This is a genomic window from Bradyrhizobium sp. Crot121 (assembly GCF_059512385.1).
This window is the reverse complement of record NZ_JCAMOR010000009.1, coordinates 148,383-174,838: the sequence shown is the minus strand read 5'-3', so window position 1 is coordinate 174,838 and position 26,456 is coordinate 148,383. Positions and strand designations below refer to the sequence as shown.

At 61.8% G+C, this 26,456-nt stretch carries 23 protein-coding genes and 1 tRNA gene; 9 read left to right on the top strand and 15 right to left on the bottom strand.

Annotation, left to right across the window (positions count from 1 at the left end; all coding sequences use genetic code 11):
- Window positions 1-427: 427 nt before the first annotated feature.
- Both AC5ZGW_RS11845 and AC5ZGW_RS11840 read left to right on the top strand, forming a co-directional pair.
- Entirely contained in the window at window positions 428-637 is a 210-nt protein-coding gene (locus AC5ZGW_RS11845) for a helix-turn-helix domain-containing protein (protein ID WP_130229222.1), read from the top strand.
- Between the two features lie 847 nt (window positions 638-1,484).
- Window positions 1,485-1,817 (top strand): GNAT family N-acetyltransferase, encoded by a 333-nt coding sequence (locus tag AC5ZGW_RS11840; protein ID WP_130229223.1) that lies wholly within the window; start codon window positions 1,485-1,487, stop codon window positions 1,815-1,817.
- Between the two features lie 21 nt (window positions 1,818-1,838).
- Here the strand turns inward: AC5ZGW_RS11840 and AC5ZGW_RS11835 are convergent, their stop codons facing one another.
- Genes AC5ZGW_RS11835 through AC5ZGW_RS11825 form a run of 3 tightly spaced genes read right to left on the bottom strand, consistent with a single transcriptional unit; the run spans window position 1,839 to window position 7,758 of the window.
- A complete protein-coding gene (locus tag AC5ZGW_RS11835) occupies window positions 1,839-2,321 on the bottom strand; it encodes a hypothetical protein (RefSeq protein WP_130229224.1) in 483 nt (160 codons plus the stop codon).
- Window positions 2,318-4,189, bottom strand: a complete 1,872-nt coding sequence (locus tag AC5ZGW_RS11830) for a phospholipase D-like domain-containing protein (RefSeq protein WP_496113916.1) — start codon at window positions 4,187-4,189, stop codon at window positions 2,318-2,320. The genes AC5ZGW_RS11835 and AC5ZGW_RS11830 overlap by 4 nt, the downstream gene beginning before the upstream one ends.
- The gene (locus AC5ZGW_RS11825) at window positions 4,186-7,758 is read right to left on the bottom strand and encodes an AAA domain-containing protein (protein ID WP_130230683.1); all 3,573 of its coding nucleotides are present in this window, start codon (window positions 7,756-7,758) and stop codon (window positions 4,186-4,188) included. Before AC5ZGW_RS11825 ends, AC5ZGW_RS11830 begins: the two co-directional genes overlap by 4 nt.
- Before the next feature lie 1,968 nt (window positions 7,759-9,726).
- Here AC5ZGW_RS11825 and AC5ZGW_RS11820 point away from each other — a divergent pair.
- Entirely contained in the window at window positions 9,727-9,993 is a 267-nt protein-coding gene (locus tag AC5ZGW_RS11820; protein WP_130230685.1) for a helix-turn-helix domain-containing protein, read from the top strand.
- A gap of 29 nt (window positions 9,994-10,022) precedes the next feature.
- Here AC5ZGW_RS11820 and AC5ZGW_RS11815 read toward each other — a convergent pair whose 3' ends face one another.
- The gene (locus AC5ZGW_RS11815) at window positions 10,023-11,393 is read right to left on the bottom strand and encodes a tyrosine-type recombinase/integrase (RefSeq protein WP_130230687.1); all 1,371 of its coding nucleotides are present in this window, start codon (window positions 11,391-11,393) and stop codon (window positions 10,023-10,025) included.
- 210 nt (window positions 11,394-11,603) lie between these two features.
- Window positions 11,604-11,688, bottom strand: a tRNA-Leu gene (locus tag AC5ZGW_RS11810).
- Between the two features lie 152 nt (window positions 11,689-11,840).
- On the opposite strand from AC5ZGW_RS11810, the gene AC5ZGW_RS11805 reads away from it, so the two are divergent.
- Complete coding sequence (locus tag AC5ZGW_RS11805; protein ID WP_130230689.1) at window positions 11,841-12,377, top strand: disulfide bond formation protein B; 537 nt, start codon at window positions 11,841-11,843, stop codon at window positions 12,375-12,377.
- Between the two features lie 144 nt (window positions 12,378-12,521).
- Here the strand turns inward: AC5ZGW_RS11805 and AC5ZGW_RS11800 are convergent, their stop codons facing one another.
- The 3 genes from AC5ZGW_RS11800 to AC5ZGW_RS11790 all read right to left on the bottom strand — a co-directional run bounded on the left by AC5ZGW_RS11800 (window position 12,522) and on the right by AC5ZGW_RS11790 (window position 15,326).
- Entirely contained in the window at window positions 12,522-12,845 is a 324-nt protein-coding gene (locus AC5ZGW_RS11800; protein ID WP_130230691.1) for a YnfA family protein, read from the bottom strand.
- Between the two features lie 1,000 nt (window positions 12,846-13,845).
- Window positions 13,846-14,910 carry an AbrB family transcriptional regulator gene (locus AC5ZGW_RS11795; protein ID WP_463327165.1) on the bottom strand — a complete coding sequence of 355 codons (1,065 nt, stop codon included), beginning with the start codon at window positions 14,908-14,910 and terminating at the stop codon, window positions 13,846-13,848.
- A 140-nt stretch (window positions 14,911-15,050) separates the two neighbouring features.
- Window positions 15,051-15,326, bottom strand: a complete 276-nt coding sequence (locus AC5ZGW_RS11790) for a PsiF family protein (RefSeq protein WP_130229122.1) — start codon at window positions 15,324-15,326, stop codon at window positions 15,051-15,053.
- A 189-nt stretch (window positions 15,327-15,515) separates the two neighbouring features.
- On the opposite strand from AC5ZGW_RS11790, the gene AC5ZGW_RS11785 reads away from it, so the two are divergent.
- Both AC5ZGW_RS11785 and AC5ZGW_RS11780 read left to right on the top strand, forming a co-directional pair.
- On the top strand, window positions 15,516-16,010 hold the full coding sequence (locus tag AC5ZGW_RS11785; protein ID WP_130229121.1) for a hypothetical protein: 495 nt from the start codon (window positions 15,516-15,518) through the stop codon (window positions 16,008-16,010).
- Between the two features lie 217 nt (window positions 16,011-16,227).
- Complete coding sequence (locus tag AC5ZGW_RS11780; protein WP_130229120.1) at window positions 16,228-16,890, top strand: DsbA family protein; 663 nt, start codon at window positions 16,228-16,230, stop codon at window positions 16,888-16,890.
- 15 nt (window positions 16,891-16,905) lie between these two features.
- Here AC5ZGW_RS11780 and AC5ZGW_RS11775 read toward each other — a convergent pair whose 3' ends face one another.
- Window positions 16,906-17,112, bottom strand: coding sequence for a hypothetical protein (locus AC5ZGW_RS11775; RefSeq protein ID WP_028164448.1), 207 nt, complete (start codon window positions 17,110-17,112; stop codon window positions 16,906-16,908).
- Between the two features lie 71 nt (window positions 17,113-17,183).
- Entirely contained in the window at window positions 17,184-18,071 is an 888-nt protein-coding gene (locus AC5ZGW_RS11770) for a LysR family transcriptional regulator (RefSeq protein ID WP_130229119.1), read from the bottom strand.
- Window positions 18,072-18,192: 121 nt separating this feature from the next.
- Between AC5ZGW_RS11770 and AC5ZGW_RS11765 the strand changes: the two genes are divergently transcribed.
- On the top strand, window positions 18,193-18,933 hold the full coding sequence (locus AC5ZGW_RS11765) for an SDR family oxidoreductase (RefSeq protein WP_130229118.1): 741 nt from the start codon (window positions 18,193-18,195) through the stop codon (window positions 18,931-18,933).
- A 73-nt stretch (window positions 18,934-19,006) separates the two neighbouring features.
- Here the strand turns inward: AC5ZGW_RS11765 and AC5ZGW_RS11760 are convergent, their stop codons facing one another.
- Both AC5ZGW_RS11760 and AC5ZGW_RS11755 read right to left on the bottom strand, forming a co-directional pair.
- A complete protein-coding gene (locus AC5ZGW_RS11760; protein WP_130229117.1) occupies window positions 19,007-20,080 on the bottom strand; it encodes a carboxylesterase family protein in 1,074 nt (357 codons plus the stop codon).
- A 17-nt stretch (window positions 20,081-20,097) separates the two neighbouring features.
- Complete coding sequence (locus AC5ZGW_RS11755; RefSeq protein ID WP_130229116.1) at window positions 20,098-21,069, bottom strand: S1C family serine protease; 972 nt, start codon at window positions 21,067-21,069, stop codon at window positions 20,098-20,100.
- 252 nt (window positions 21,070-21,321) lie between these two features.
- Between AC5ZGW_RS11755 and AC5ZGW_RS11750 the strand changes: the two genes are divergently transcribed.
- Both AC5ZGW_RS11750 and AC5ZGW_RS11745 read left to right on the top strand, forming a co-directional pair.
- Window positions 21,322-21,813, top strand: coding sequence for an NUDIX hydrolase (locus AC5ZGW_RS11750; RefSeq protein ID WP_283813312.1), 492 nt, complete (start codon window positions 21,322-21,324; stop codon window positions 21,811-21,813).
- Window positions 21,810-22,229, top strand: coding sequence for a DUF1810 domain-containing protein (locus AC5ZGW_RS11745; RefSeq protein ID WP_130229115.1), 420 nt, complete (start codon window positions 21,810-21,812; stop codon window positions 22,227-22,229). Before AC5ZGW_RS11750 ends, AC5ZGW_RS11745 begins: the two co-directional genes overlap by 4 nt.
- A 180-nt stretch (window positions 22,230-22,409) precedes the next feature.
- Here the strand turns inward: AC5ZGW_RS11745 and AC5ZGW_RS11740 are convergent, their stop codons facing one another.
- The 3 genes from AC5ZGW_RS11740 to AC5ZGW_RS11730 all read right to left on the bottom strand — a co-directional run bounded on the left by AC5ZGW_RS11740 (window position 22,410) and on the right by AC5ZGW_RS11730 (window position 26,455).
- On the bottom strand, window positions 22,410-23,927 hold the full coding sequence (locus AC5ZGW_RS11740; protein WP_130229114.1) for an AMP-binding protein: 1,518 nt from the start codon (window positions 23,925-23,927) through the stop codon (window positions 22,410-22,412).
- 292 nt (window positions 23,928-24,219) lie between these two features.
- Entirely contained in the window at window positions 24,220-26,109 is a 1,890-nt protein-coding gene (locus AC5ZGW_RS11735) for an AMP-dependent synthetase/ligase (RefSeq protein ID WP_130229113.1), read from the bottom strand.
- A 121-nt stretch (window positions 26,110-26,230) separates the two neighbouring features.
- Window positions 26,231-26,455 (bottom strand): dodecin, encoded by a 225-nt coding sequence (locus AC5ZGW_RS11730; RefSeq protein ID WP_028164458.1) that lies wholly within the window; start codon window positions 26,453-26,455, stop codon window positions 26,231-26,233.
- Window position 26,456: the final 1 nt, after the last annotated feature.

Genomic DNA, 26,456 nt, shown 5'->3' with positions numbered 1-26,456 from the left:
TCTCAAGAGCCCATTTAGTTCGCTTGCCGGTAGTTCCTCTAGACGCAGACTATCCCTGTCGACGGTCTGTGAAACCAGACGATCGATTGAGATGATCGAGCGGGGACCCTCCAAAGCCAATCCGGATGACCCGAAGATTTGAGACACTATTTCGCCGGAAGGACTAATCGTAGTGACTAGCTCTAGGCCGCCCGCGATTTCCTGTTCGAGTACTTCAACGGGGAGTTCAACGCTTGCCAAGATGGACTCAACCCCGTCAGCCCGATAACCGATGCGGAGGATCCGCCCGTCGGTGAATGAGACCCGCTCGGCAAACGGCTTAGGCAACGGAGCTCGCGCATTGGTCATCTAAAACTTCCCAGGGAGGTGCGAACAATACCTAGTATACTAGGTGGAGATCAAGTGGCGTTTGAGGCCGTCTTGCCGCATGAAGTTGCGGCGGGTGGTAGCCCAAAATCTTCGGCGTCAACGACGGAAGAGCGGCCTTTCCCAAGAGGAACTGGCCGATCGCGCCGGCTTGAATCGCAACTACATTGGAATGATCGAGCGCGAGGAAAATTCGCCGACCGTTGATGCTCTCGAGCAGATTTCAGAAGCGCTTGGGATTGACCCTGTTGTCCTATTTCAGGATCGGTAGTTGCCGGGTGAGCACCCTTATGGCCTCAATAGATGCCTCGGATACTGCGCGTGAGTGGCGCTTTCGCTCTCATCCCACGGGAGCTGGATCATCAGTAACAAAACCGAGAACACCGCGGGCGAAAGAGCAACGAGGCTCTGATAGGAGGTTCGGAGGGATTGGGGTAGAAATCGGATGGGTTCTAAACCCTGCATAGGCTCGATTGGCCTCGTCCGGCCGGTCGATTGCGGTCGTCCCTCATTCCCCACTCCCGGCCGCTTTCAAGACGGCGTGCAGGCGCGCCAGCATCTGTAACTGCCTCATCTGCGTGCGCGAATCGCCTCCGCGCATGCGACGAAAGCGTCGTATGTTCATTGAACTTGCCAGACCGACCAGACTCGCCGTAGCCAAGACCATGTTGACGTCACATCGGCGGATCAGCAGCCACTTCATACGATGAACAGACCAAACACCGGCTATGCTCTCGAAATTGACGGTCGCATCAAGACCCAGTTAAGCACCAGAGAGGGTGCCGAACGTGGGGCCACCGAGCTGAAGCTACGTTTCCCAATGCTCCAGATCCGTATCTATGACACGGCCAATCAGTCCTTGCATTAGATCCGGACCTAGCTCAGATGGCTGTACCAAAACCGAAGCTACCGACGAGCTCGACTTCGCTCTGATGTTTCGCCAATTTGGCGGGTGCAGCGCGCTTGTTAGCCCTGATATGCGAAGCCATCGTCTCCGTGGCGTGCGGCAGCGCAGGTTAGAGGCCAAAGCGCGACGACGAGCGTAGGGGAGGGGTAATGATCCGGCTCTTGGAGCTCGGCGCGGATGAGGCTGCAACGATGCAGAGCTTCTTGCGCGTATGTTGCGACGCTTCAAGGCGCGCCACACGCATCATTACGTTGCGATTGAGGACGGGTTGGAGGTTGCCTTCCTCGCGCTCGACCAGATTCCCGGTGTTGACTATCTCGTTCTGTACGAAATCTTCGTGCGGCCGAAGTATCGCCGTAGGGGGATCGGTTCGCGTCTGCTGAGAAAAGTTGAGGAGTTGGCTGCAGGTCTCGGCTACGAAAGGATCACCCTATCTCCGTCACCATTGGAGCAGGGTATTCTCAATCGCAACTCATCGCTTGGTATGGGCGTCATGGCTATAGCAGCAGACCGGACTGCCCTACGGAATTGGAAAAGATCATAGTAAGCTGAAGGCCGCCTTCGCCTAGGTAGGTGGGTCACCAAAATCGTATACGGCCGAGGCATATCGCAACGCTTCCAATGCCTTGTCCGCATTCGCTGTCAGTTCCTCCAAACGTTCGACGGAATAGAATGCCCGTACATTCTTGGCGACAATGTCGTAGCTGCCGTCGAACGGATTCTGATCGAAATGTCCGTGGGCCAGCGTGTTACGTTCCCCAGCTATCTGTTTCATAAGTGTAACCGGCACATTGGCGATTGCGGCGCCTTCCGACGATGATTTTAGAAGATCCAAGACCAGCAGTTTGAGCGCAAAGTTTTGGTTTGTGCAGGACTTAACAAGGTCGTTTCGGCCAATGCGCTTCAGGGTTGTTTCGATGATTTCCGTTAGACGGTTGTCGAGCTCATTGAACGAAAGAATGAAACGGCCAAGAGCTGCCTCGTATCGCAGCCGGATTTCAGGCGAAGCCCATGGGACATCGTCGTCGCCACACGTCTCGTCAGTCATCTTACCGCTCTTTCGCGTTCACCGTTTGCGCCGCCGCGGCGACGTCGCCTTCGACGCTTTGGTCGGGTCTGTCCCTGCTGAGACGCGTCGGCTGACATATCCAGAGTTGGCCACCCGTCAATCAGACGACGCCGGACATTCTCCGCGATGCCCGGACTCTTGAGGTAGAGGCCGATTTCGCCCTGCGGGGCATCGAAGCGCGTATCGGCGGACGACCAATTCAGGCTGGTAATCACCAGATGGTCATCGTCCCAGAGAAGAAACTTGCCGTGCAGTTCACGATCTTGAATCTGAACGAGCCGGACTCCTGCCGGAGCGGCGAGCGCCGCCAAGTCCCTTGCATCCTTGTTTGTGACCGGTCCCGAAGGCTTCGAGTAGCAAAGAATCCCTTGTACCGATCGCTTTGCTGCAGCCATCATCGGAATGATCGTCCGAGCTTCTGCTGCCAAACCGAGGCGATCGCCGCCGACCATAATTGATTTGTCGGCCGTTCCGCGAGCGACCCGCATGAGTTCGGCGTGTTCGTCTCCTCTCACGAGCCGGAGCTCTGCTTCACCCTCAGGCGCCCCATGCGTGCGCAAGGTACGTGCCAGCGACGTCAGGTCGGAGGCGGTTTTCGAGCTCGTGGTAATGTCAAAGACAAGCTCGGCGAATTCCTCGGCGACCCGCGCCACCGCGTGAGGATGGCGTAGGACGACCGATGCTTCCACGCGATTAAATCCGCTATAGAGCCAATTGCACGATCCGACGACGGCGACAAACTCTCCTGCGGCCCGTCCTGTAGCATCCGCGATCAGGAGCTTGGCATGGGAGCGCGTCGTGTAGAGATGAACCCTTGCTCTTCCCCGCAGGTTCCGGTCTGCGGTGATCCGGTGATTGAGTGCGATCGCAGCCTCCAGATTGGCCGTGCGATCGCGCTCATTGCCGTCCGCACCCCAAAAAATATCGATCCTGACGCCTCGCTTGGCGGCTCTCCCGAACTCCTCCTGCAATTCGATGAATGCATCCTCGCGTATAAACGTCGAATGCATGATCAGTCTGGAGCGGGCTTGGCGAAGGATTTCTATCAGACGGTCGCGATGGTCCTTCCCGCTGAGCACGATATCTTCCGGGTGGATCGGGACGGTGCGAACGATATTACCATCCATCGCAGAAGTTGAGGCTCGGCGCGGCGGCTTGATCGTCATCGCCGTACCGGGCCTGTTGTCCTTGGCTGCGCGACGTATCGCAGCAACGAGCTGTTCGGCCGGATCGGGCGGCAGGCCTTTGATGCTGTTGCCGATCACAGTGAACAAGGCGAATTGATCTACCGTGTCGGAGGCGCTGTAGTCGACGCTGGAGAGCTCCTCGTCGTCCGCCAGGACCTGGTCCGCGGCGGCATAAAGCTCAAGACTCGACAAGCGTCCCCAGCCACCATCAATGACGAGACGGCGGACGTCGTGCTCGCGTTCGATCGCCTCGATCTCCGTGGGACGATATGGTTTCAGGTCGCGCAGGCCATAAGCCCGCCAAGCGAAGGGCTCCATTGTGAATGATATTCTGCGTGGCACCCGACGGGTAACCGGCGGCAATGTCTCGAAGGTTTCAACGACTTCGCGGCCGGCCTCGGTGGCGCGGAAAGAGGCACCCTTCCGGGCGGCGGCAAGCTCGACCCACCCGAACCGCATCATGCGCAGAATGATCTCTGTGATCAGGCGGGCAGGGATACATGCAACCTTCGCCAGTTCACCGGCGGTGCTGGGCTCAACAGCCAAGGCCCAAAGGATCAGACGATCGACGCCGCTCCAATGGCGTCCCTTGTCAACCCATACCCTGAGACGGGCAAGCTTGACCGGTACCGCGACGCGCACGGCGTGCCGGCCGCTCATGATTTCGGATCCGTCATGAGCGAGGCCCACGGCACCGCCTCGAATTTGGGCGTCTTCCCGTCGGGTAGTGTCTCTTTTGCCAATTGGTCGAATACCTCCGACATTTTGGCAAGGAAGGCGGGCACCGTGCGATCATCTTTGTTGTGACGTCGATAGCGCCGTCCCTGGACGCGGAGGAATTCCATACTACCGACGATGATGAGTTTCCATTTCGCCCGGCTCAGCAGCACATTCATGCGTCGCCGATCGCGCAAGATGCCGAGAGCCGCCCGTCCGACATGGTCGTTGTTCCGCACCAGCGAGACGACGACGACATCGGCCTCACTGCCTTGAAACGAGTCGACTGTGCTTTCGAAGCCCGGCGCATTCGTCCCGGGTTTGAAGTCCACCAAATTTGCGAGTCTGCCCTGCAGGCCATCCTCGATCGCGCGGCCCAAACGCTCGACCTGCTCATTGTAAGGAGAGAGAACAGCCAGCGTCGATGGCTCGGTCGGCTTTTTCGGGGCTGCTTTGAGCATTCCGAGCACGGAGAGCACAGCCTGCAACTCCGCCGGATTGTGATATGTGGGACGTTGCTCTCCGGCGCTGCCCTCACGTTGTACATAGGGAAGGTCGACAAAAACAATTGGAGAAGACGGCAGGCGCTCGTCCGTTATCGTAAAGGGTGGCCGCTCACTGTAGAATTCCGCTTCGCGTTCTTCAGGTGTATCGAGCGTTCCCTTGTAGAAGCATTGAGAAATCACGGTGGCGATGGCGGGATGCATCCGGTGTTGCTGCAGAAGTTCTGTCGCCACCCGACGCCGGCGCTGGTCAGATCGTTTCTGCCGATCGAGCTCGCTGGTCACCAAGCTCTCAAACAGCAGCAGCATGCGGCGCGCCGATGCGCAGGTCTCGCTCAAGACGCTGTCGTCCTCGACAGCTTCCTTGAGATCATCCAGTCCAAAGTCGCGGAATATGTTGCCGACCAGTGGATCACTTTCTGCCAGGGCGCGCTTGACGCGCGTTTGATCTTCCAAAAACTCGGCGATCCGGTCGGTATCGAAGGGCGGCAATTGATTGTGGTCCCCGATCAGCAGGCGCCGCATCGAAAGCAGTTGAGGAGCGAGAAGTTCCGGCCCGGTTGCTTTCGCGGCTTCTTCCACGATTGTCCAGTCGAACTGCGCGCCGTCCTCGATCAACCGGGCAAGGTCTCCGGAATTTGTGGTCGAGAACAGAATGTTGGCTGATTGCAGGACAAGCGCTTCAAACGACCGCCGCTGGCGCAAGGTCGTCAGCGGGAGTTTCGCCCGCAGGTTCCCTGTCACGTCAGCGGCCGCGGTCATATCGCGCAATGATTGCTGGATGGCGCGCGGTGCCCGCCGACGGAGCGGGCTATCCTTGAGCTCCTTCAGATATGCTTTCGCCCGATCGGGGGTTTGCGCGCCTGAAAGGTCCGCGCCGTTATCCGCCTTGGAGCGAACCAGGATGACATCGTCGGCCAGCCCGGTTTTTTTGAGCATCTTCTGAACGGACGCCGCGAGGTGGTCCAAGGCTTGATGCGCTTGCGCGCTCAGGAGAAGGCGGATCGCGGAGTCCCCGGCCAAAGCTCTGCGCACGACCTCTGTAACCAGTCTGGTCTTGCCGACGCCAGGCGGACCAACAACGAGCTGGGCCGGGCCAGTGGACCAAATCGAGCGCAACGCATTCTGTTTCGACCCGTCAAGCTTGTCGAAATGCGCGTCCTCAACAAGCGGATCATCCTGGTAGGTGCGCAGCCGCCCGCGTGGATCCGCCAGCATGTGGGCGAGTTCGGACTGGGTGGAAAGCATTGTCAGCATCCGAAGCCGCCGCCGGAGAACCTGTTCTGTCCCCGTTTCGTCGACTTTGCGCAAGTGAAGCTGAGCGTTCGGTGGCACGACGCCGTCGAGAACCTCGAATTCGTAAAGCCGTCGGTTATTCTTCTGGATCGGACGAATGAAACGGACATTGGCGGCAGCTCGAACCGTCATGCCAAGACCGGCAGCTTCGGTGAGTTGCCACTCCGCGTCGACGTCAGCTTCTTCGCGATCGAAGAGCCTTCGCATGAGCTTGTGCGGTTCGTCCACACTTAGCGCCTGCGACAGACGCATGCGATGTTCGGAGTCGCTTGGCGCGATTTCAACGATCCGTTTGTTCCCTTGACGCCGTTGGTCCACCAGCTCCACCGGTGCGATCTCGGCTGCCCTGAAGAGCGCTTCGGCGATCTGGGCGAGCAGCAAGCCGCGTCGAACGGCAAGAGTCGGATCTCCATCCGGTGTCATGTCGAAAGCTGCGCTCCAATCAAGCGCATCGGAACGCAATTCATTCAATCGGCGCGAAGCCGCAGCAAAGCGGATGATCTCGATCCGGTGCGCGGGAAGGTCAATTGTTTCCCGCCGTCCCAGAAAAACGCCGTCTCTGGGACGAGCGTTGTTGCATGAAGCCACATTCCAGGTCTCGTCGGACCCTACGACACGAAGCGGTTGAAGGTCGTAGACCAGGCTTTCGGTCATCAACAGGAAATCGCCCCTTGCCGTGCGGCTAAGGCTCGCGCCGGTCTCCAGGTCTGCGCGGATGAAATCGACCTGGCTATCGGCATCGTCGGCGTCGAATGCATCGCCTGATGCTGCATTCAACGTCCCGGAAAGGCGACTTGTCGGCCCGAGCCGGAGTGCCAGCACATAGCGGCCGTTGTCGGCAAACGCCTCCGCATCCAGCTCATTGAGAACGGCGTCGATTCGGCTCGTGACTGTTGCTGCATTAAGGATGCGATTGCGTTCAGGTTCAAACAGGAGCCTTATCAGGTCGATTTCCGAAGCCCGAAGATCGATTTTCGTCCGCCCCTCAATGAACTCGATTTCTTCTTCGTCGAGCTTGTCTGCATCCAGACCAATGAGATTGGTCACAACCTGGCCGAGAGCACGCCAATCGTCCAGAAACGAGAAAATGACCGAGCCTACCGGACGGCTTTTCGCGATCACGCGAAGGGGAGCCTTGTTGAGCTCGGCGACCCGCAGGCAAAACTCAAATCCGCCGAGCCGGAAGTCGGGTTTTGTCGCAGCCCCGGTGGAATAGATGGCCCGGCCATCTATTCGTCCATGGACCAGGCCTTGGCCATGTACCGTACCAAGGGCTTCCGCCAGACGACGCAAATTCTTCCAAAGGAGGGCGCGTTGACGTGGCCCCTGCAATGCACGGAGCCAATGATCGGGACGTACAAACCGCGCGGCGTGTTCGAGAGGCGCTACATCGCTTGGCATGATGATGTAGAACGCGTCGTCGCTTTCTCCCGAAGCCAATACCTCCACAACGACTTCGTCGGCGCGAGGAAAGGCGCGCACCCGCTCACTCTGGCGCATTTCATGCCGCCAAAGCTCTCTGAAATCGGCATCCACCGCGGTCCCGGTTTTCTCCCAGTATTTGAGAACCACTGGGTCGCCGGTCCGGCGATCGGTGGCGCGGATCACGGCGGATTTGAGCGCGGCCGTATTGGGGGAGGACAGAAAGGTTTCATCGAGCTCAAAGCGCTGCTCGAGGGTATCTAGTTCCCGCTTGGCATTCCTCGGATGCATCAATCTCCCCACCGCCGTCGTGGACCCAAACGTCGATGTGGAGCTTGCGCTTTGGTTCGAATCAGTCGCAGCGGAGCCAGTACAATCCCTGTTTCTCGTTTTGTTCGCAACAAGAAACGGATCTAGGACGCGGACCCATAAAGGGGCAGCTATAGCCTGATTGACGCGAGTTGAACGAAGCCATTGGGCGCACCGCGGAATGCGGGATTGTGATACCTGGGCCGAAAAGGAAACCGACTGGCACCGCGCGTGGAAAAACAACTTTCCGGCCGAATGCCAAGAGTTTATCCAGTACGATGGGCAATCCGGGGAGAAGCATATCGCTGATGTTCGTACTCCTCATGGCCTTGTGATTGAGTTTCAGCATTCGCATCTCGATCCGCTAGAACGGGCTGCACGCGAGCGCTTTTACGGAAATATGGTGTGGGTTGTTGATGGCACCCGCCTAAAACGAGACTATCCACGGTTTAGTAACGGAAAGGATGATCTCAGGCGCACGAAGATCCAGGGACACTTCCTCCTCGCATTCCCTGATGAATGCTTTCCCGCGATGTGGCTTGATAGCTCAGTGCCCGTCATTTTTGATTTCCGAGGTGTGGATAACCGCCGGCCCTACGACAATTATCAACATGTCGGTCGTCAGCCAGTTCGGTATTCGCTTCGCAGGTTCGGCCATGGTTTTGACCCCTCCGCTACCGGCACTCTCCGACTTGCCCCAGCCAGGCGATATGACCTGCTTCACGAAATCGGGAAAAAAAGCGACAATTTGCTTGAAGCGAGATGGAGCGCACCCGAGCAGTCGGCTTCCCAGTGCTACTCTCAAAGATACTCCGCCGGGTTCGAAATGCGGCTGTCCGGCGAAAGGGAGGATTGTCAGCCCGACGCCGCGAGTCCTGGTGAGGCTTCCAACTACGCCAACCGGCAAAAGAGCCCGCCAGCTAGCGGCGGCGCACGCTCAAGATCTTTGGCTCTCTCGACTTCGCCGGCTCACTCAGTGTCTTTGCTGTCGTCGATGGCTCCGCCGAAATACAGCGTCCGAGGGCGCGGACGGGTCCCTCTGTCAAAACTCAGAAGCTTTCGGTTAGGCTTGTGCTCGACGCCGCTGGCAAAAGATCTCGTTGCGCTTTGCGTGAAGCCGCTCGCGGCGCGGGACCCCATCGCCCACCCTCGGGCGCTTCGAACCACAGCTGTTCGATGGCGGGAAGTGATGATGCGATTGCGGGGAAGCTGCAAAGAGTCGTGTGAGGTCCATGGGCGGGGAAATCACGCCGCGGTTGTGCCTGGGAAAGCCGGTGCTCAAGGTCGCGCAATCCGAGCGGCGCGGGCGAGGGCTGTCTATTCGGCGGACTACTCCAGCGATGCGCGAGAGTTCGGGTGCCGGCCCGTCTGGACAGTAAGCGCCGCGTGTCTTCGTTACGGACCGAGCGTTCGGTTCCTCCACCCTATGCCGACTGGCTCTCAGCAGAACGGAGACGAGCGCCTGGCGTGCGTCTTGCCGGCGAAGGCGGCTCTGGCCTGGATCAAACTTGCTTTCTTGAGACCATTCCGCGAACGAAACGGCAATCGTTTCTGTGGCGGTAACTGTGGCGGTCCCGAATCCTCAGGCGGCAGGCAGGTCGTAAGTGCCCGTAATCCCTGGTGGGCCCGGCAGGACTCGAACCTGCAACCAGACCGTTATGAGCGGTGGGACCGATGCGTCTTGGCGATAGCGTGTATTAATCTCTCTCGTTCTTCCCCGGCAGTTAGCTCATGGCACTTGGACCGCTCACGCCTTATTGAACAGTTTCACCACATGCGCCGAAGCTTGCCTGGGCTTGATGTGCATGTGGCGTAACTCGATTGAAATTGCCACAGCTGAGTTCGTGAATTTTCGGAGCTGTTGAACTGCCTTCACTATTGGGTTTTGCTAATCCGATCTGTCTCCCGCGCGCTGTAACCAAGCGACTGCTTTCGTGACAAGGAGAGGCTATGACGGATGACCTATTGGAAGAGGATGGGCGGAACTCGCCCAGAAGCCCGCTTTCTCCTAGGAACGATCGCGACGCGAAGGTGGTCCCGTTTCGGGAGCGACTGAGCTGCACGGTGGACGAGGCCTGCACGGTAACGGGCTTGGGACGCACGAAGCTTTATGAGTTGATTGGATCGGGCCAACTTGTCACAACAACGATTGGGCGTCGCCGCTTGGTGATAGTGCGATCGCTTCTTGAACTTGTAGGCACAACTATTTCGGCGTGACCGAGCCTTAATCAGCCTCGTAGGCGCGCTCAGCGCTGCGCACCTCCCTTGATCGGAATGACCCCCTTGGGATTGAGCCATTGGTCAATCCGATCAGCCCAATGCTGCATCAGCTTTGTGCGCGAGCCGATCAGCGCGAGCGGTCCGTGCTTCTTGTAGAGACCTTCGACGGTAGAGCTATCGAGATGCGCGAGCTGCAGCTCGACGACATCACCGTCCCACGCTTTGGCGTCCTTGATCTCTTCGTGGTGAGACAAGGTCGAGAAGGTGGTCCGAAATCCGTGGGCACAATGTTCAGTCTTGGTGTCAATGCCAAGCAGCCGCAAGCGCTTGTTGAGCGTGTTGTTCGACAACGGCGTGTCTCTCGAGCAGGAGAACGCGTACCGGCGATGACCCGTTAGCTTCTGAACGCTCCTAAGAATCGCAAGTGCCTGGCGTGACAGAGGCACGACGTGGTCCCAGCCGGTCTTCATCTTGGCGGCTGGAACAGTCCAGCGTTCGGTGTCCCAGTCGACCTCGGTCCACTCCATTTCATTGACCATCCCGGGGCGAGGAACGGTCAGCGCGTCAAACCGTAAGGCAAGGCCAACAACGTCACTAAACCTCGCTCTCGTCCACGGTGCGCTGATGAGCTTGAAAACGCGCGTCACGTCGCGTGGTTCGGTGACGCCAGGACGCGGCGTCGAAATGTTCGCAATCATCTGCCCATTCAGGTTACGGAATGGATTGTAGCCGTCTCCTTCGACATCGGCATAGTCGCAGATTTGCTCACCGATGCTGCGCACGCGGTCGCGGGTTTCCAGCTTCCCGTCGGCTTCATATGAACGCATGAAAGCGAGCACGTCCGGACGCTTAATGTCCTGCCTGCACAGCTTGCCGAAGCGGCCCTTGACGTAGCCGACCCGAAGCTCAAGCACCTCGATGGTCTTGGGATCGCGCACCGCTACGATCCTGCCGCGTTTGACTTTCTCCACTTTCTTCTTCGCGAGCCACTCGTCCGCCCATTGCCCGAAAGACCGGGCGGCCGCCTGCCTGTGCTTGTCCAGCTGCTTCTCGGTGCTCGGATCTTTTTCTTCCTTAAGCTGCTCTTTGGCCTTGTCGCGCTCGCGCCGCGCGTCAGCAAGAGAGAACGAGCCATCACTGCCATTGCCGTAAGGGCCAATGGAGTAGGTTTTCTGACGGCCGTGGAAGCGGTAGCTCATCCGCCAGAGTTTGGAAGCAGCGTGCCCGGGCCTGCTCGCGTCGGGCGTGACGAATAGATAGAGGCCGCCGCCGGTCACGTCGGAAATCTTGGCCGGGCTCCACGCGCCGCCGCCGAATTTTGGTCGGGCGGCGCGGCAGTCGACGTCGCTCCTGATCTGCTTGGGGTTTGCGTCCGCGCCGTCGTTCTTGCGAGCCATCTGCTCAATTCCATCGTTCGGAATAGCCGAAGTCACCGTGAACGTCTGTTCTCCCGATACCAACAAAAATACCAACAAATCGCGCGGCTGGGGTCGGATGAGAACAAACGGTGACGAACACCGACTTATGCAGAAGTGCCTATTTTTCAAGGGCTTGAGGCGCCGCGCGCACGGCTGCGGACGCTCGCGAACGGGCCCGAACAATCTAGTTGGTGCCCCTGGCCGGAATCGAACCAGCACTCCTTGCGGAACTCGATTTTGAGTCGAGCGCGTCTACCAGTTCCGCCACAGGGGCATTCGCCCCATCAGCCCGGAAGGCTGGCGTCGCGAAGCGGGCGGAATATAGCGGGCGGGGTGGTGGGGTCAACCCGCGCGGTTTTGATCCGGACGCGGCTCGACAGCGCCGGGTCCAGGGGATACCACCTTGGTATTGCAGGAGCTTTAGCCGTGACGCTCGCGACCGCCAATCCGCTGTCCACACATAGATCGGCCAATCCGGCGCTGACGGCGTCGACCGCCGTCGCTGTCATCGCGGCGGCGACGCTGGCGGGGGCCTGGTTTTTCCAGCTTGTGCTGGAGATCCTGCCCTGTCCGCTCTGCCTCGAGCAACGTTATGCCTATTATCTCGCGGTCCCGCTCGGAGCGCTGGTGGCGTTCGCCGCCGCGAAGGGGGCGCCGCGGCCGCTGTTGCTTGCAGGGCTCGCGGTCCTCGTGATCGCCGCACTCGTCAATGCCGGGCTCGGCGCCTACCACGCCGGCGTCGAATGGGGCTTTTGGCAGGGGCCGACCGATTGCACCGGGCCGGTCGGCAATCTCGGCAGCGCCGGCACGCTGCTGCAGCGGCTGGATACGGTGAAGGTCATCCGCTGCGACGAGGTGCAGTGGCGCTTCCTCGGCCTCTCGCTCGCCGGCTACAACGTGCTGATCTCGCTTCTGATGGCCGCCATCTCCGCCTGGGGCTTTGCTCGGACGGTAAGAGCCTGAGAGATCGCCCGTTCGTCATTTCGGGATGCGCCGAAGGCGCAGGCCGGAATCCATCGGGCAACAGGCGCAAGCGGCAAAATGGATTCCGGGCTCATCGCTTTGCGATGCCCCGGAATGACAGTCCCGTCATTGTTCCGACTACCGCTACCCACGTGGTCCCCATAGAATGACGGCTGCGCCGATCAGACATATGGAAGCGCCTGTAATGTCCCAGCGATCGGGACGTGCGCTCTCGACCGCCCAGAGCCACCCAAGCGAGGCGACAATATAGATGCCGCCATAGGTGGCGTAGGCGCGTCCCGCCGCCTCGGTCTCAACGAGCGTCAACAGGTACGCGAACACGATGAGCGAGAGCAGGCCCGGAAGCAGCCACCAGACAGGCTTGCCAAGACGCAACCAGCCCCAGAACGCAAAGCAACCGGCGATTTCAGCGATCGCGGCGCCAACATAGACGACGGCAGTTCTCATAAGGGATCATCTCTCACGGCTCCCGCTGCTGTTCAAGGCGGCGGGTCAAATCGTCGCCGTCAAACCCGCGGCGCTCGAATAAGGGGCTTCTGGTGCAGCGGCCATAATACGGTGATCGTCAATAACACCGTCGCCGTCACCACAGCGCCAGGGTGACCACCAACTCCTCTTCGTCATTCCGGGATGCGCCGAAGGCGCAGGCCCGGAATCCATTGGGCCGCTTGCGCGAGTGGAGAAATGGATTCCGGGTTCATCGCTGCGCGATGTCCCGGAATGACAGAGGAGAAGAATTCGCCAGTGTTTCCAAGGTGATTTGGGTCGTCCAGTCCTCGCGCAAAAAACATTCCGCTTCCGCCGTCGGGCAAATCAGTGATTTAACTCCGCGCGTCTCACGGCGGATGAGGGGCGGGTCGCGATCGTCACGAACGTTGCGGTGAGATGCGGTGGACGCGGGTGCTGCGAACGACGAACGCAGCTATGCGCGGACGGCGAAGTCGTGTGGTTCTGGCGCCCCGACGCTGGCGCTAAGTTTTTTGCGCGAAACAAGTTCGCGCGAGAGGCGACGGTGGCAAGAAAGCCCGGTCACCGGGAAGAGCACGAAGTAAGTCGTAAACCACTGCGCAGGGAAAGCCGGAGTGTTTTCGGTTGAACCTGTGGTCCTACCCCCGTGCTTTTTGTTGCACGGGGCCCATGGGTGCAACCGGCACCCGGCTTTCCCTGCGCCCTCTGATATCGAGGAGGGCGGAAAGTAGATGCAAAGCTCGGGCGCGAAGCGCCGCGAGAACGCGAACTCACATCCGCTGTTTCAGACGTAGGATGGGTAGAGCGAAGCGAAACCCATCATTCGCGCAGCTGGGTTCAAAGCTGATGGGTTTCGCTTCGCTCTACCCATCCTACGGGACCGCTGTTTGAAATTTGGATTAGCAAACCCTTGCTCACACCACAAAAGCCAGTGACGCCGATGCAAGGGGGGACGAGATCGTACACGGGGAAAGCCCGCCTAATCGTCCACATCCTCCTGCGGGCGGCCGAACAGGTGCACGATGCCGGGCGTCGCCAGCGTCACGAACACGAAGCGCGAGAGGTGGTGCGCGCCGACGAAGATCGGGTCGATATGCAGCGTCAGCGCCAGCGCCAGCATGGCGTCCATCGCACCGGGGGCAAAGGCGACGACGACGTCGGAGAGGCGGACCTGCGTCGTCAGCGTGATCGCGGCAACGAAGATCGCGGAGATCACGATCGCGACCGCGAACGAGCCCAGCCCGGCATTGATGTGGCTGCGCAGGGTCGAGAGCTTCATCCGTGCAAAACGCGAGCCGATCAGGGCGCCGATGCCGACCAGCGCGACGCCGCGCACCCACGGCGGCAAGCCGCCCTCGATCGCGCCGACGCCGTGGAGCAGGCTGGAGGCGAGCATGGCGCCGAACATCCAGCTTGCCGGAAATTTCGCCCAGCGCAGCACGAGCGCCGCTCCGATGGAGGCTGCGATCAGCGCCACGAGCTCGATCGGCGAGGCGCTGGCGGAGGCAATCGTCGGCGGCGCCGCCGGTGCTATGCCGAGCACCGCCAGCATCAGTGGTAAAGCGGCGGTCAGGATGATCACGCGCATGGTCTGCACCACGGCGATCGCGGCGACATCGGCGCCTTTCTCGATCGCGAGCATCGTGATTTGCGACAGCGCGCCGGGGCTGCCGGCGAGGAAAGCCGAGGTCTGGTCCCAGCCATGTACGCGCTGCAGGTAGAAGCTGCTGCCGAAGATCGAGCAGACGGTGGCGAGCGAGAGCAGCGCGATGGTGAGCGGATAGGCGCTCACATGCTGGATCAGTTGCCGCGATACCAGGGAGCCCAGCGAGATGCCGAGCAGAACCAGCACGGTCTGGGTCACCACCGGCGGCACGGTGAGCGGCCGGCCGGCGAGCGCGGCGATGCCGACCGCGATCATCGCGCCGGAAATCAGCCCGCCCGGCAGGTTCGCCCACAAAAACAGCAGGCCGCCCGCGGCGCCGATGACGAGCGTCTCGGTCGTATTGAGGATGTTCGCGCGGCTGGGAATGGCAAGCGCCATCGATGCGGGAAGCTGGTTCACGCTGGCGTTATGCCAAATCCGCAGGCCCGCGACAAATGCATCTCGCGATTGCAGCAATGCGCCGGATTTTTAGAGCGTCGCTGCTCGCCATCCCCGTGTTCGGGATGGCGGGGTGCCGCTTACTTCGCTCCCGCGCTCTTGTCGGCGGCTTCCTTCAGGCATTCGCGGCGGAATTTCTTGCGCTCCTTGCCGTGCAGACTCTTCGCATCGGCCTGCTTGGAGCATTCCAGCGAGGCGGCGCTGCGCGCCTTCTTCTCTTCCGGCGTCGGCGCCGCCTTGGTCTCGGTCTTGGCCGTGTCCTTCGGTGCGGGCGTGGTGGTTTGCGCAAAGGCGGTGCCCGTCAGCAGGAACGCGGCGAGGGCGGTTGTGGTGGCGAGGGAGGAAAACTTCGGCATGGAGCGCACCTCGAATGAGTGGACGCGAAACCGTCGTCGCCCGATGCTGAACCGCCGATGAATATCGCGCGTATCGGGCGCCACAATATTTTGAGCGGGCGGTTCGCCAATGCGTTGTCGCAAGTTCCGGTTGCGTTAGGATGCGGCCCTCGTCAACGCGCTGAGGTTTGACGGAAAGGGAGAACAACCATGACAATTCAAGCCAAACTGCTTTGTGCGATGGCCGCCTCGGGTCTTGCCGCATTCGTGATGTCGGCGCCGGCGCAGGCCCTGACCGCGCAGGAATGCAGCGCCAAGTACCAGGCAGCCAAGGCAGCCGGGACACTGGGCGGCCAGAAGTGGAACGACTTCCGCAAGGCCGAGTGCGGCGCAAACGCAACGCCAGCCGCTGCCGCGCCCGCTGCACCGACAGCCGCCGCGCCCGCGCCGGCCCCGGCCGCCAAGGAGGCCAAGAAGGAAGCTGCTCCAGCCGCAGCGCCCACGTCGCCGGCAGGACCGGCGGTATTCCCGAACGCGGTCGATCCGAAATACTCCAAGGAGACCGAGGGCAAGGCCCGCATGCACACTTGCGTCGACCAGTACAATGCCAACAAGGCCAGCAATGCCAATGGCGGCCTGAAGTGGATCCAGAAGGGCGGCGGCTACTACAGCGAATGCACCAAGCGGTTGAAGGGCGCTGCTTGATCTCCTAGGGCATGATCCGGAAAAGTGGACACCGGTTTTCCGAAAAAGATCATGCCCAAACAAAGCAAATGGCGCGGCCGGAGTACGACACTGGCCGCACCAGCCTTCATGGTGCCGTGTTTCGGCCGACATTGCGATGGGCTGTGCGGGCTCGGCAAAGCGGCGTGACATCTCGGCCCGCCGAGCGTAGACAGCGCAGGCAGCCGCGAGATTTGACATGAGCCCATCGACCGATCGTGCCGGGATCAATCCGGAACCCACGCGCCGCGCCGCGCTCGGCCTGATGGCTGTCGGCGTTACGCTGCTCAGCCGCGCTGCCGCCGCGCAGGACGAAGAGAAGGTGTTGACCGAAGCGGCCGTGCTGCGCGATCCGGAGATCCCTGTCGCCGGCAACGCCAAGGGCGACATCAGCATCGTCGAGTGGTTCGACTATCAATGTCCCTATTGCCGCAAGATCGCACCTGAACTGCAGCAAATTGCGCAGGACGATGGCAAGGTGCGCCTGGTGTGGAAGGACTGGCCGATCCTGGGCGATGTATCGAAGGTTGCATCGCGCATGGCGTTGGCGGCGAAGTATCAGGACAAGTTTCAGGCCGCGCATGAGGCGATGATGGGCCTCACCACGAAGCTGACCGAGCCGCGGATACAGGAGGTGCTCGCAGGTGCGAGCATCGATATGGATCGCTTGAAGCGCGATCTTGCGGCCAATGCCACATCAATCGATGCCATTCTTACGCGCAACAACGCGCAGGCCGAGGCGTTTGGTTTTCAGGGCACGCCGTCCTTCATCGTCGGTAAATTCCGCGTGCCCGGCATCCTGACCAAGGAGCAGTTCGTGCAGGCCATTGCCGATGCGCGCAAGGCGAACATGAGCCGCTAATGGCCGTCGTGCTCGCTAGCGCGACGAAATCCTCTGCCAATCCTCATGGGCGCGAGCCTTCAGCGCCTTCAGGTCATCGGCGGCAACGTCCCAGTTGACGATGGTGCGGCCGCTCTGCGCGAGTTGGCCGCCCGCCACGCTCGACGTTCGCATCGAATCATAGAGATAAACGCCCGCAATCAGCAGCAGCGCACCCAAGATCATTCCGAAAAACGTTCGCATGACGAAACCTCCGGTGACCGCAGATAACGGGGATGGCCGGCGGATGGTTCCGGGTCGGGCCGGAACCGCACTCACGCCCGCCCGAAGGCGCGCAACACGTAATCGATGAACACGCGTACGCGCGGCGAGAGCTGGCGATTGCGTGGGTAGAGCAGGGATACCGGGACCGAGGGCGGCGGACATTCCGTGAGCACCTCAACGAGGGCCCCGCGCCCGAGATCGGCTTCGGCGTGGAAGCGCGGCACTTGGACCAGGCCAAGGCCGAGCCGCGCGGTAGCGAGGTAGCTCTCCGGTCCCGTCACCGACATGATCGCCGGCAGCATCACTTCGCGAACTGTGCCGTCGACCACAAACTCCATCGGCCGCAGCCGTCCCGTTGTCAGCGAGCGTATCCCGATCATGCGGTGGCCTTCGAGCACATCGGGACCAGACGGCGTGCCGAAGCGCTCGAAATAACGAGCCGCCGCGCAGGTGAGGCGCTCCAGCATCACCACCTGCCTTGCGATCATGTCGCTGTCGGGCAGATGGCCGAAGCGCAACACGCAATCGACGCCTTCCTCGATCAGGTCGATCCAGCGGTCGCTCTCGCTCATATTGATCTCGATGTCGGGATATTCCGTGAAGAAGCCCGGCAGGTTCGGCAACAAGAAGTGACGCGCCAACGTGCCCTGCACTTCCAGCCGCAACAGCCCCTTCGGCTTGCCGCCGGCGAATGCACCTTCGGCATCCTCGAGGTCGGCGATCAGCGACAGGCAGCGGCGATAATATGCTTCGCCATCGAGGGTCGGGCGGACATGCCGTGTCGTGCGTTCGATCAGCCGCACGCCGAGCCGTGCCTCCAGCGATTTGACGGCGTCCGTCACCGTCGAGCGCGGCAGCCCGAGATCCTCCGCCGCCAACGAAAAGTTGCGCCGCTCCACCACGCGGGTGAACACCCGCATCGCATCGAACCGATCCATCTCGATTGTCCGAGTTTTACGAACAGTAAGGCCAAAAAATACATAATTATCCGGGAGATGGAAGCGCCTACTTTACTCCTGCCACCCAGCGGCCTGGCCGCAAATCAGCAGGAGAACAAAGATGTCGAACGGGACCAAAAAAGTAGCACTGGTAACGGGCGCCTCGCGCGGGATCGGCGCTGCGGTCGCCCAACGCCTTGCAAAGGACGGCTTCACCGTCGTGATCAATTACGCCGGAGACACCAAAGCCGCCGAGGCGGTGGCGAGCCGGATCGAAGCGGCCGGCGGACGGGCGCTTACCGCCAAGGCCGATGTCAGCGATCCCAATGCAGTGCGCGGCATGTTCGATGCGGCGGAGGCCGCCTTCGGCGGCGTCGACGTGCTCGTCAACAACGCCGGCATCATGAAGCTTGCCAGGATCGCCGACACCGATGACGCGCTGTTCGATCAGCACGTCGCCATCAACCTCAAGGGCAGCTTCAATGCGATGCGCGAGGCCGCGCGCCGGCTGCGCGACGGCGGGCGCATCATCAATTTCTCGACCAGCGTCGTCGGCACAAAGTTCGAGACCTACGGCGTCTACACCGCGACGAAGGCGGCGATCGAGGTCTTGACCGCGATCCTGTCCAAGGAATTGCGCGGACGAGCGATCACGGTCAACGCGATCGCCCCCGGTCCGACCGCGACCGATCTGTTCCTGCACGGCAAGTCGCCGGAATTGATCGACCGCCTTGCCAAGGCGAATCCGCTGGAGCGACTCGGCACGCCCGAAGACATCGCCTCGGTGGTGTCCTTCCTCGCCGGCCCCGAGGGTGCCTGGATCAACGGCCAGACGCTGCGTGCCAATGGTGGTCTGGTCTGAAACTTCGACGTCGACGAGGCCTCTTGCGTCAGCGTAGCAAGCATTCCCGGGTTACGCTGGCGCTTCACCCGGGCTACGGCACTTCGTTCAGCCATTCCAGGATCGCCGCGTTCATCTCGCGCGGGTAGGTATGGCTGAGGTCGTCGAGCTCGCGATAGGTGACGGCAGCGCCGGCCGCGCTCAGCGCCTGCTGCGTCTGGCGCGCGACCTGCACCGGGAACATCCAGTCGAGCTTCCCATGCACGATATGGATCGGCAGGCCGCGCAGGCGATCCGCATCCGCCATCTGCGCCATCAACGGATGGAAGGTCGCGGCGACAGGCGCAAGATGGGTGAAGGGCGAGGCGCCGTCCAAGCCTGAAACATAGCAGAACGTGCCGCCGTCGCTCATTCCCGTCATCAGCATTCGCTTCTCGTCGATAGTCCAGCGCGCCCGCACGAAATCGAGAATGCGGACCAAATTCGGCGTGTCGATATCGTCGCCCATCAAGGCCCAGGTGCTTCCGCGCGCGGTCGGCGAGACCAGGATGGCGCCGCGGCTGCGGGCATCGCGCAGCCAGCTCCACAAGAAGCCGCGGCCATTGCCGCTGCCGCCGTGCAGCGCCATCACCAGCGGCCAGGCGCGCTCGGGTGTGTAATATTCCGGCACGTAGAGCGAAAAGCCGCCGCGGCTGCCGGGCTCGTTACTGTCGTGCAGGATGCCGGTGGTTTCACCGGCGGGCTCGGCCAGCCGCGCCAGCAGTTCGGCATCCCCGCGCAAGGCGGGATCGGTGAAGAACTCGTTCACCGGCGGCAATCGCGCGGCCAGCGGATAGAGCGCTTCCAGCGCGCGCGGCGTGTAGCGCAGCGCGCGGAACACGCTCACCAGATCGCCATTGCCGTCCTGTACCGCGCGCAGGCCCTGCCAGGCGGCGAGCGCCGCATCGCTTGCGGCTTCGAGCTGCGCGCTGATCGCGGCAAATTGCTCCGGCCAGTCGGCGAGCCGCGGGCGGACCGCGCGCAGCGCTTCGTCCGGCTCGCCCGCGATCTGCATCACATGGCCGAACTCCGGCGGGTGCAAATGGCGCGCGATGAAGCCGAGCGATTCGAGCGTCTGCAACAGCGGCGGCAGCACGGCCACGATGTCGTCCACCACGGCCTCGCTCATTGCGACGCTCCCGGTGCTCAATGCAGCCGCGGCCCCTTCAACAGTTTCGTGCGATCGATCGAGGCCAGCGTGACGTCGAAGGTGACGCCTTCGTGATAGACGGTGAGCGGCACGTCGACGCCGGCGGTGCCGAGCGACCAGAGCTTGCGATAGAAGCTCGCCTGACTCATCACCTTTTCGCCGTCAACGGCGAGGATGACGTCGCCGGTCTTCAGCTCGGCGCGCGCCGCCGGCCCCTTGCCGGCGATGCCGACTACGACAATGCGGTTGTCGATCTCGGTCGTGTACATGCCTAGCCAGGGCCGCGATGGCCGGTTGACGCGGCCATATTTGCGCAGGTCGTCGAACACCGGCATCAAGAGGTCGATCGGCACCATCATGTTGACGTGCTCGGCGCGGGCGTTGCGCTCGCGTTCGAGCTGCAGCGAGCCGATGCCGATCAATTCGCCTTTGCCGGAGATCAGCGCGGTGCCGCCCCAATTGGGATGCGCGGGATAGGTGAAGATCGCTTCATCGAGCAGATATTCCCAATAGCCTGCGAATTCCTGCTTCGCCACGATCTGGCTCGCCAGCGAGCGGGTGCGGCCGCCGGCGCCGCCGACCACGACATTGTCGCCGACCCTCGTCGCGGCGGAGGAGCCGATCGGCATTGGCTCGATGCCCGGCCGTCCCAGCGCCTGCACCAGGCCGAAGCCGGATTCGAAATCGAAGCCGAGCGGATGGCCCTCGATCACACGACCGTCGCCAAGATGCAGCCACACGGTTTCCGCTTCAGTGATGAGATAGCCGATCGTCAGCACCAGCCCGTCGTCGATCAGGACACCGTTGCCGGCGCGCTCCGTGCCGAGCGTCTCCGCGCTGAACGCGTCGGACGGGATGATGGAGTGCAGTCCCACCACGGCGGTAAGCGTGCGGTCGAGGTCGAATTTGTAGTTGCCGGAACTGGGCTGGTGCGCCGGTGGCACTTTCCATTCGGTCAAGGAAGACATGAAGGATCTCCGTAAGAATCGCGTTTCCTTCGACTAACGCCGCACCCAATAGTCAATGTCCGGTCGATCGTCCCGGAGGCAATATAACAACGAAATGAGCCCAGCGCGAGCGGGCTTCATCGTTTGGAACGACTACAAATGCGTCAGCCCCGCCGGTGCTGACGATTTTGAAACCGAACGCATCCGGGGATAGCATCGGGTCTGGCTAGCGGGTTACGCCCGAGCGGGTATGTGTCGCGGGAGCAAAGATCGTTGAAGGCGGAACGTCGCGCGCCCGCAAGTGCGGGCATCCTGATGTATCGCCGTTCGGGGGCGCGGCTGGAAGTTCTGCTCGTGCATCCCGGCGGGCCTTACTGGCGCCGCAAGGACGAGGGCGCGTGGTCGATCCCGAAGGGCGAGATGGACGGGGAAGAGGATGCAATCGCGGTGGCCCGTCGTGAATTTGCCGAGGAGACCGGCGTCGTCCTTGATCAGCCGTTTGAGCCGCTGGGCGAGATCCGCCAGCGTGCCGGAAAGCGCGTGATCGCCTTCGCCGTCGAAGGCGATCTCGATGTGCATGCTATCAGGAGTAATATGTTCGAGATCGAGTGGCCACCGAGAAGCGGGAAGATGCAGGCATTCCCTGAGATCGACCGCGCCGAATGGTTCGATCTCGCGGCCGCGCATGCGAAGATCCTCGAAGGCCAGCGGCCGCTGCTCGATCGTCTCGCCGAGCTTGTCGGCCCATCAGGGAGGAGTTTATGAGCGACCGCTTTGATCTCGCGCGCTTTGTCGATGCACAGGCTCCGGTTTATCGGCAGGTTGTGGCGGAGCTCAGCCGCGGCCGCAAGCAAAGCCACTGGATGTGGTTCATCTTCCCACAGCTTGCCGGCCTCGGGTTCAGCGCGATGGCGCAGCGTTTTGCGATCGCTTCCCGCGACGAGGCGATCGCCTATCTCCAGCATGATATCCTGGGACCGCGGCTCCTGGAGTGCATGCGTCTGGTCAACGCGGTCGAAGGCAAGACCATCCGGGACATTCTCGGCAGCCCCGATGATCTGAAGTTCCGCTCCTCGATGACCTTGTTCGCCGCCGCGTCGGCCGCTCCGGAATTTCCCGCTGCGCTGAAGAAATATTATGGCGGCGAAGCCGATCCGAGAACGCTGGAGTTGCTCGGCTAGCCAGTCCATTCGCTGTCATTCCGGGGCGCGACGAAGTCGCGAGCTATGATGTGCAATTGCACATCAGAGAATCCATCAGGCCGCATGCGCAGGTGGAGAAATGGATTCCGGGCTCGCGCTGACGCGCGCACGGAATGACGGCGCGTATCGAACGCGAGGCATGCAGAAATTGTCTCGAAGTCACTCCGCCTTCGCGTGCACGCGCGATGGCATGATCCGGAATGGGCGATTCTCCTTCAGCCATGCGGCGCGCTCGTCGCGCAACAGCGTGCGACGGACCTTGCCGGAATCGTCGCGCACCTGCGCGTCCACGATTTCAAAGCTCTCCGGATGCTTGTAGCGGCTCAGCCTGTCGGCGAGGAAATCGCTCATGCCATCGGCGATCGCCTGCGCGTTGACCGCCGGATCGCACTCGATGATCGCATGGATGCGCTGGCCGAATTCGGGGTCGGGCAGGCCGACCACCACGCAGGAGCGCACGTCGGGATGCGCACACACCGCAGCCTCGACCTCCGCCGGATAGATGTTGGCGCCGCCGCGCAGGATCATGTCGGCGAGCCGGTCGCCGAGATAGAGATAGCCATCTTCATCCAGCCGGCCGATGTCGCCAAGCGACTCCCAGCCGTCGGCGCGGCGCTTCGGTTCGGCGCCGAGATAGTGATAGGTGGTGCCGGCGCCATCATTGGGCAGGAAATAGATCTCGCCGGTCTCGCCGGGAGCGACGTCATTGCCGTCCTCGCCAATGATGCGCAGGCGCGCAGTCTCGCCGATCTTGCCGACCGAGCCCTTGTGCGCGAGCCATTCGACGCCGGAGATGATGCAGGAGCCCTGCCGTTCGGTGCCGCCATAGAGCTCCCAGATCCGCTCCGGCCCCAGCCACTCGATCCATTTCTCCTTCAGCCATGGCGGCATCGGCGCCGCCATGTGGAACACGACCTGCAGGCTGGAGAGATCGTAGCGGTTGCGCACCTCGTCCGGCAGCGACCAGATCCGGTGCATCATGGTCGGCACGAAATTGACCCATTGCACGCGCTCGGCCTCGATCTGCCGCAGCGTCTCCTCGGCATCGAACTTCGTCAGGCCGGTGAGGCGTCCGCCGCCGAACAAGGCAAAATGCGAAACGATGAATGGCGCGTTGTGATACAGCGGCCCCGGATTGAGCAGCGAGGCGCCGAGCGGGATGCTGAGCGGTGGCGCCATGGTGGTATCGACCACGGCGGGCAGATGATCGAGGATCACTTTCGGCCGGCCGGTCGAGCCGCCGCTCGTCATCGCCTTCCAATAGCGCGAGACGGGAGCCGCGAGCGGCTCGTCGGAAAATCCTTCGGGCACGAAGCCGATTGGCAGCGAGTTCGGCGCATTCCAATTGGGTTCGCCGCCCACCACCAGCGCGGGCTTGAGGATATCGAGCACCGCGGCCGCTTCGCCGCGCGGCAATCGCCAGGACAGCGAGGTCGGCGTCGCGCCGCACTTCCATACCGCAAAGGTGGTCTCGAAGAATGCGTTGCTGTTGGGCAGCCCGATCGCGACGAAGTCGCCGGGCTTGACGCCCTTGGCCGCAAACGCCCGCGCGCGGGCATTGGCACCGCGCTCGAGTTGCTCCCACGTCAGCGTATCCTGTCCATGACGAATGGCGATCGTATCCGCCGGCTGGCGTTCAGCATACCAGCGCGGCACGTCGGCGATCGGGATCAGCATGAGGCGTTTCCATTTTTAGTGGGCTGCTCGCAGCCGCTTTTGTGTTCTGAGGCATGTCGCGTGTCGCCACTCAAACACTTCATCAACAAGGCGCCAGGCGAGTCAAGCTGTGGCTGAAAGCGACGAAGGCGGAAAGTGAATTCGTCATTCGTTCGCGCCAACAATCGCCACCCGTCATTCCGGGGCGCGCGTCAGCGCGAGCCCGGAATCCATGGGGCCGCAGGTGTTGGTGGGAAAATGGATGCCGGGCTCGATGCTGCGCATCGCCCCGGAATGACAGCGCATGTACACCTCACCGGCTATCGGCCGATCCTTCGATCGCGTGCGCAGGTGCAGGACGCGATCCACCCTGTGGCTTGCGCGTGTAGATTTGTTCGATCTCGGCCGCGAAGCGATGCTCGAGCGCCGGGCGCTTGTTCTTCAGCGTCGGCGTTAGCAGGCCGGCAGCAATGGTCCATGGCTCCAGCGTCCACCATACCGCGCGCGGTGTCGCATAGGCCGGGTAGGCTTTGACGGCCTCGGCGATCCGTTTGACGAGGAACGCGGTTTCTGCGTCCGCGCCGCTGCCCGCGAGTCTGGCCTTCTCCCGCTCCCAGCTTTTCGCATTCAGCACCACGAGCGCCGCGAGGAAAGGACGATTCTCGCCGATCACCATGGCCTGCTCGAACAAGGGATCGGCGAGGATCGCGGTTTCGAGATCGACGGGCGCGATCTTCTCGCCGGTCGAGGTCACCAGGATGTCCTTGATGCGGCCGGTGATGCTGATGCGGCCGCCTTCGATGCGGGCCTGATCGCCGGTATGCAGCCATCCGTCGGCTTGCTTGATTCGGCGCGTCTCGTCCGGACGGTGCCAATAGCCGAGCATCACGTTGGGCCCCCGCACCAATAGCTCCTGATCCTCACTGATGCTGACTTCGATACCGTCGAGCGGCCGGCCGACCGAGCGGGGATCGTTGTCATCTGCGGTATTGACGGAGACGACGGGTGACGTCTCGGTCATGCCATAGCCCTGCAGGATGTCCAGTCCGAGCGCGAGGAACAGCCGGATCACGCGCTCGCCGATCGCCGCGCCGCCACTGACGGCGACGCGCAGCCGCCCGCCGAACTGAGCCAGCACCTTGTCGGCGACCAGGCGCTTGAGCAGCGGCCAGAGCATCCGGTCGAACAGCGACGGGCTGCGGCCTTGTTGCCTCGCGTCAAAGCGCCGTCCGCCGACGGCAACGGTAAGATCGAGCAATTCGCGTTCGAAGCGGCCGGCCGCCTCGCTGTGCTGCATGATCAGGGCATAGATGCGCTCATAGATCCGCGGCACCGAGATCAGCACGGTCGGCCGCACCTGCTTCAAATCATCGGAGAGCTGCTGCACCGATCGCGCATAGGCGACGCAGGCGCCGGCGGCGATCGGATAGTAGTAGCCGCCGGTGCGCTCGAACGTATGCGACAGCGGCAGGAAGGACAGGAAGACATCATTTGGGCTGGCGGCGATGCGCGCGTGGATCGCCTTGACGTTCGCCACGAGGTTGCCGTGCGAGAGCATGACGCCTTTGGGGCGCCCGGTCGTGCCGGAGGTGTAGACGATCGCGGCAAGATCATCCGGCTGCAACGCGACGTCGTCTGTGACGGCCTCGGCCGCCTGTCCGCGCTCCAGCCAGGATTTCAGCGCCATGAGGCGATGATCCATCATTGCCGGGTTTTCGGTACCTTGCAGATCGACGCAGACGACACGCTTGAGCGTATCCGTCGGCGCGCCGGCGCTTGCGAGGATCCGCCAACGGTCGATGGTGTCGACCAGCAGCAGCGACGCCGCGGAATCCTTCAGGATGTAGACGATGCTTTCGGGATTATCGATCGCGTGCATCGGCACCGGCACCAGGCCGCGCGACAATGCGGCCTGGTCCATCGCGATATGTTCGATGCCATTTGGCATCAGGATGGCGACGCGCTCGCCGGCTGCGAACCCCTCGGCGGCGAGTGCGCGCCGCCAGCGGTCGAACTCCAGGTCGATCTGGTGCCAGGAATGGCTGACCCAGCGCCCGGCGGCTGCATCGAAATGCCGGTAGGCTTCCGTATCAGGCGTTGCCCGGACGCGCCAACGCAGCAGCTCGGGCAGCGTGCGGACCTGCGCAAGCGTATCCGGCGCGCCGGTTTGCGGGATCAAAGGGGCGCCGGACCGTTCTTCCATCTGCACTTAGCCTCCCGACGACGTTGAGCGTCAAACGAAAACATGAATCTGTCGCACGGGGGCTACCTCACATCTTTGACTTGGCGCAAGAATGGTTATGTGGCGCGCCGGATGTCCGGACTCACTCCTCCAATGTGAATCCAACCCGCAGCGTGACCTGGTAGTGGCGAACGGCGCCATTCTCGATATGGCCTCGCGTCTGCACGACTTCGAACCACTTCATCTCGCGAATGGTCTTGGCAGCGCGGGCAATGGCATTCTGGATCGCATCCTCGATGCTCTTCTCGGACGATCCGACGAGGTCCAGGATCTTGTAGACGTGGTCTTTCTCGGCTGTCGTCGGCATG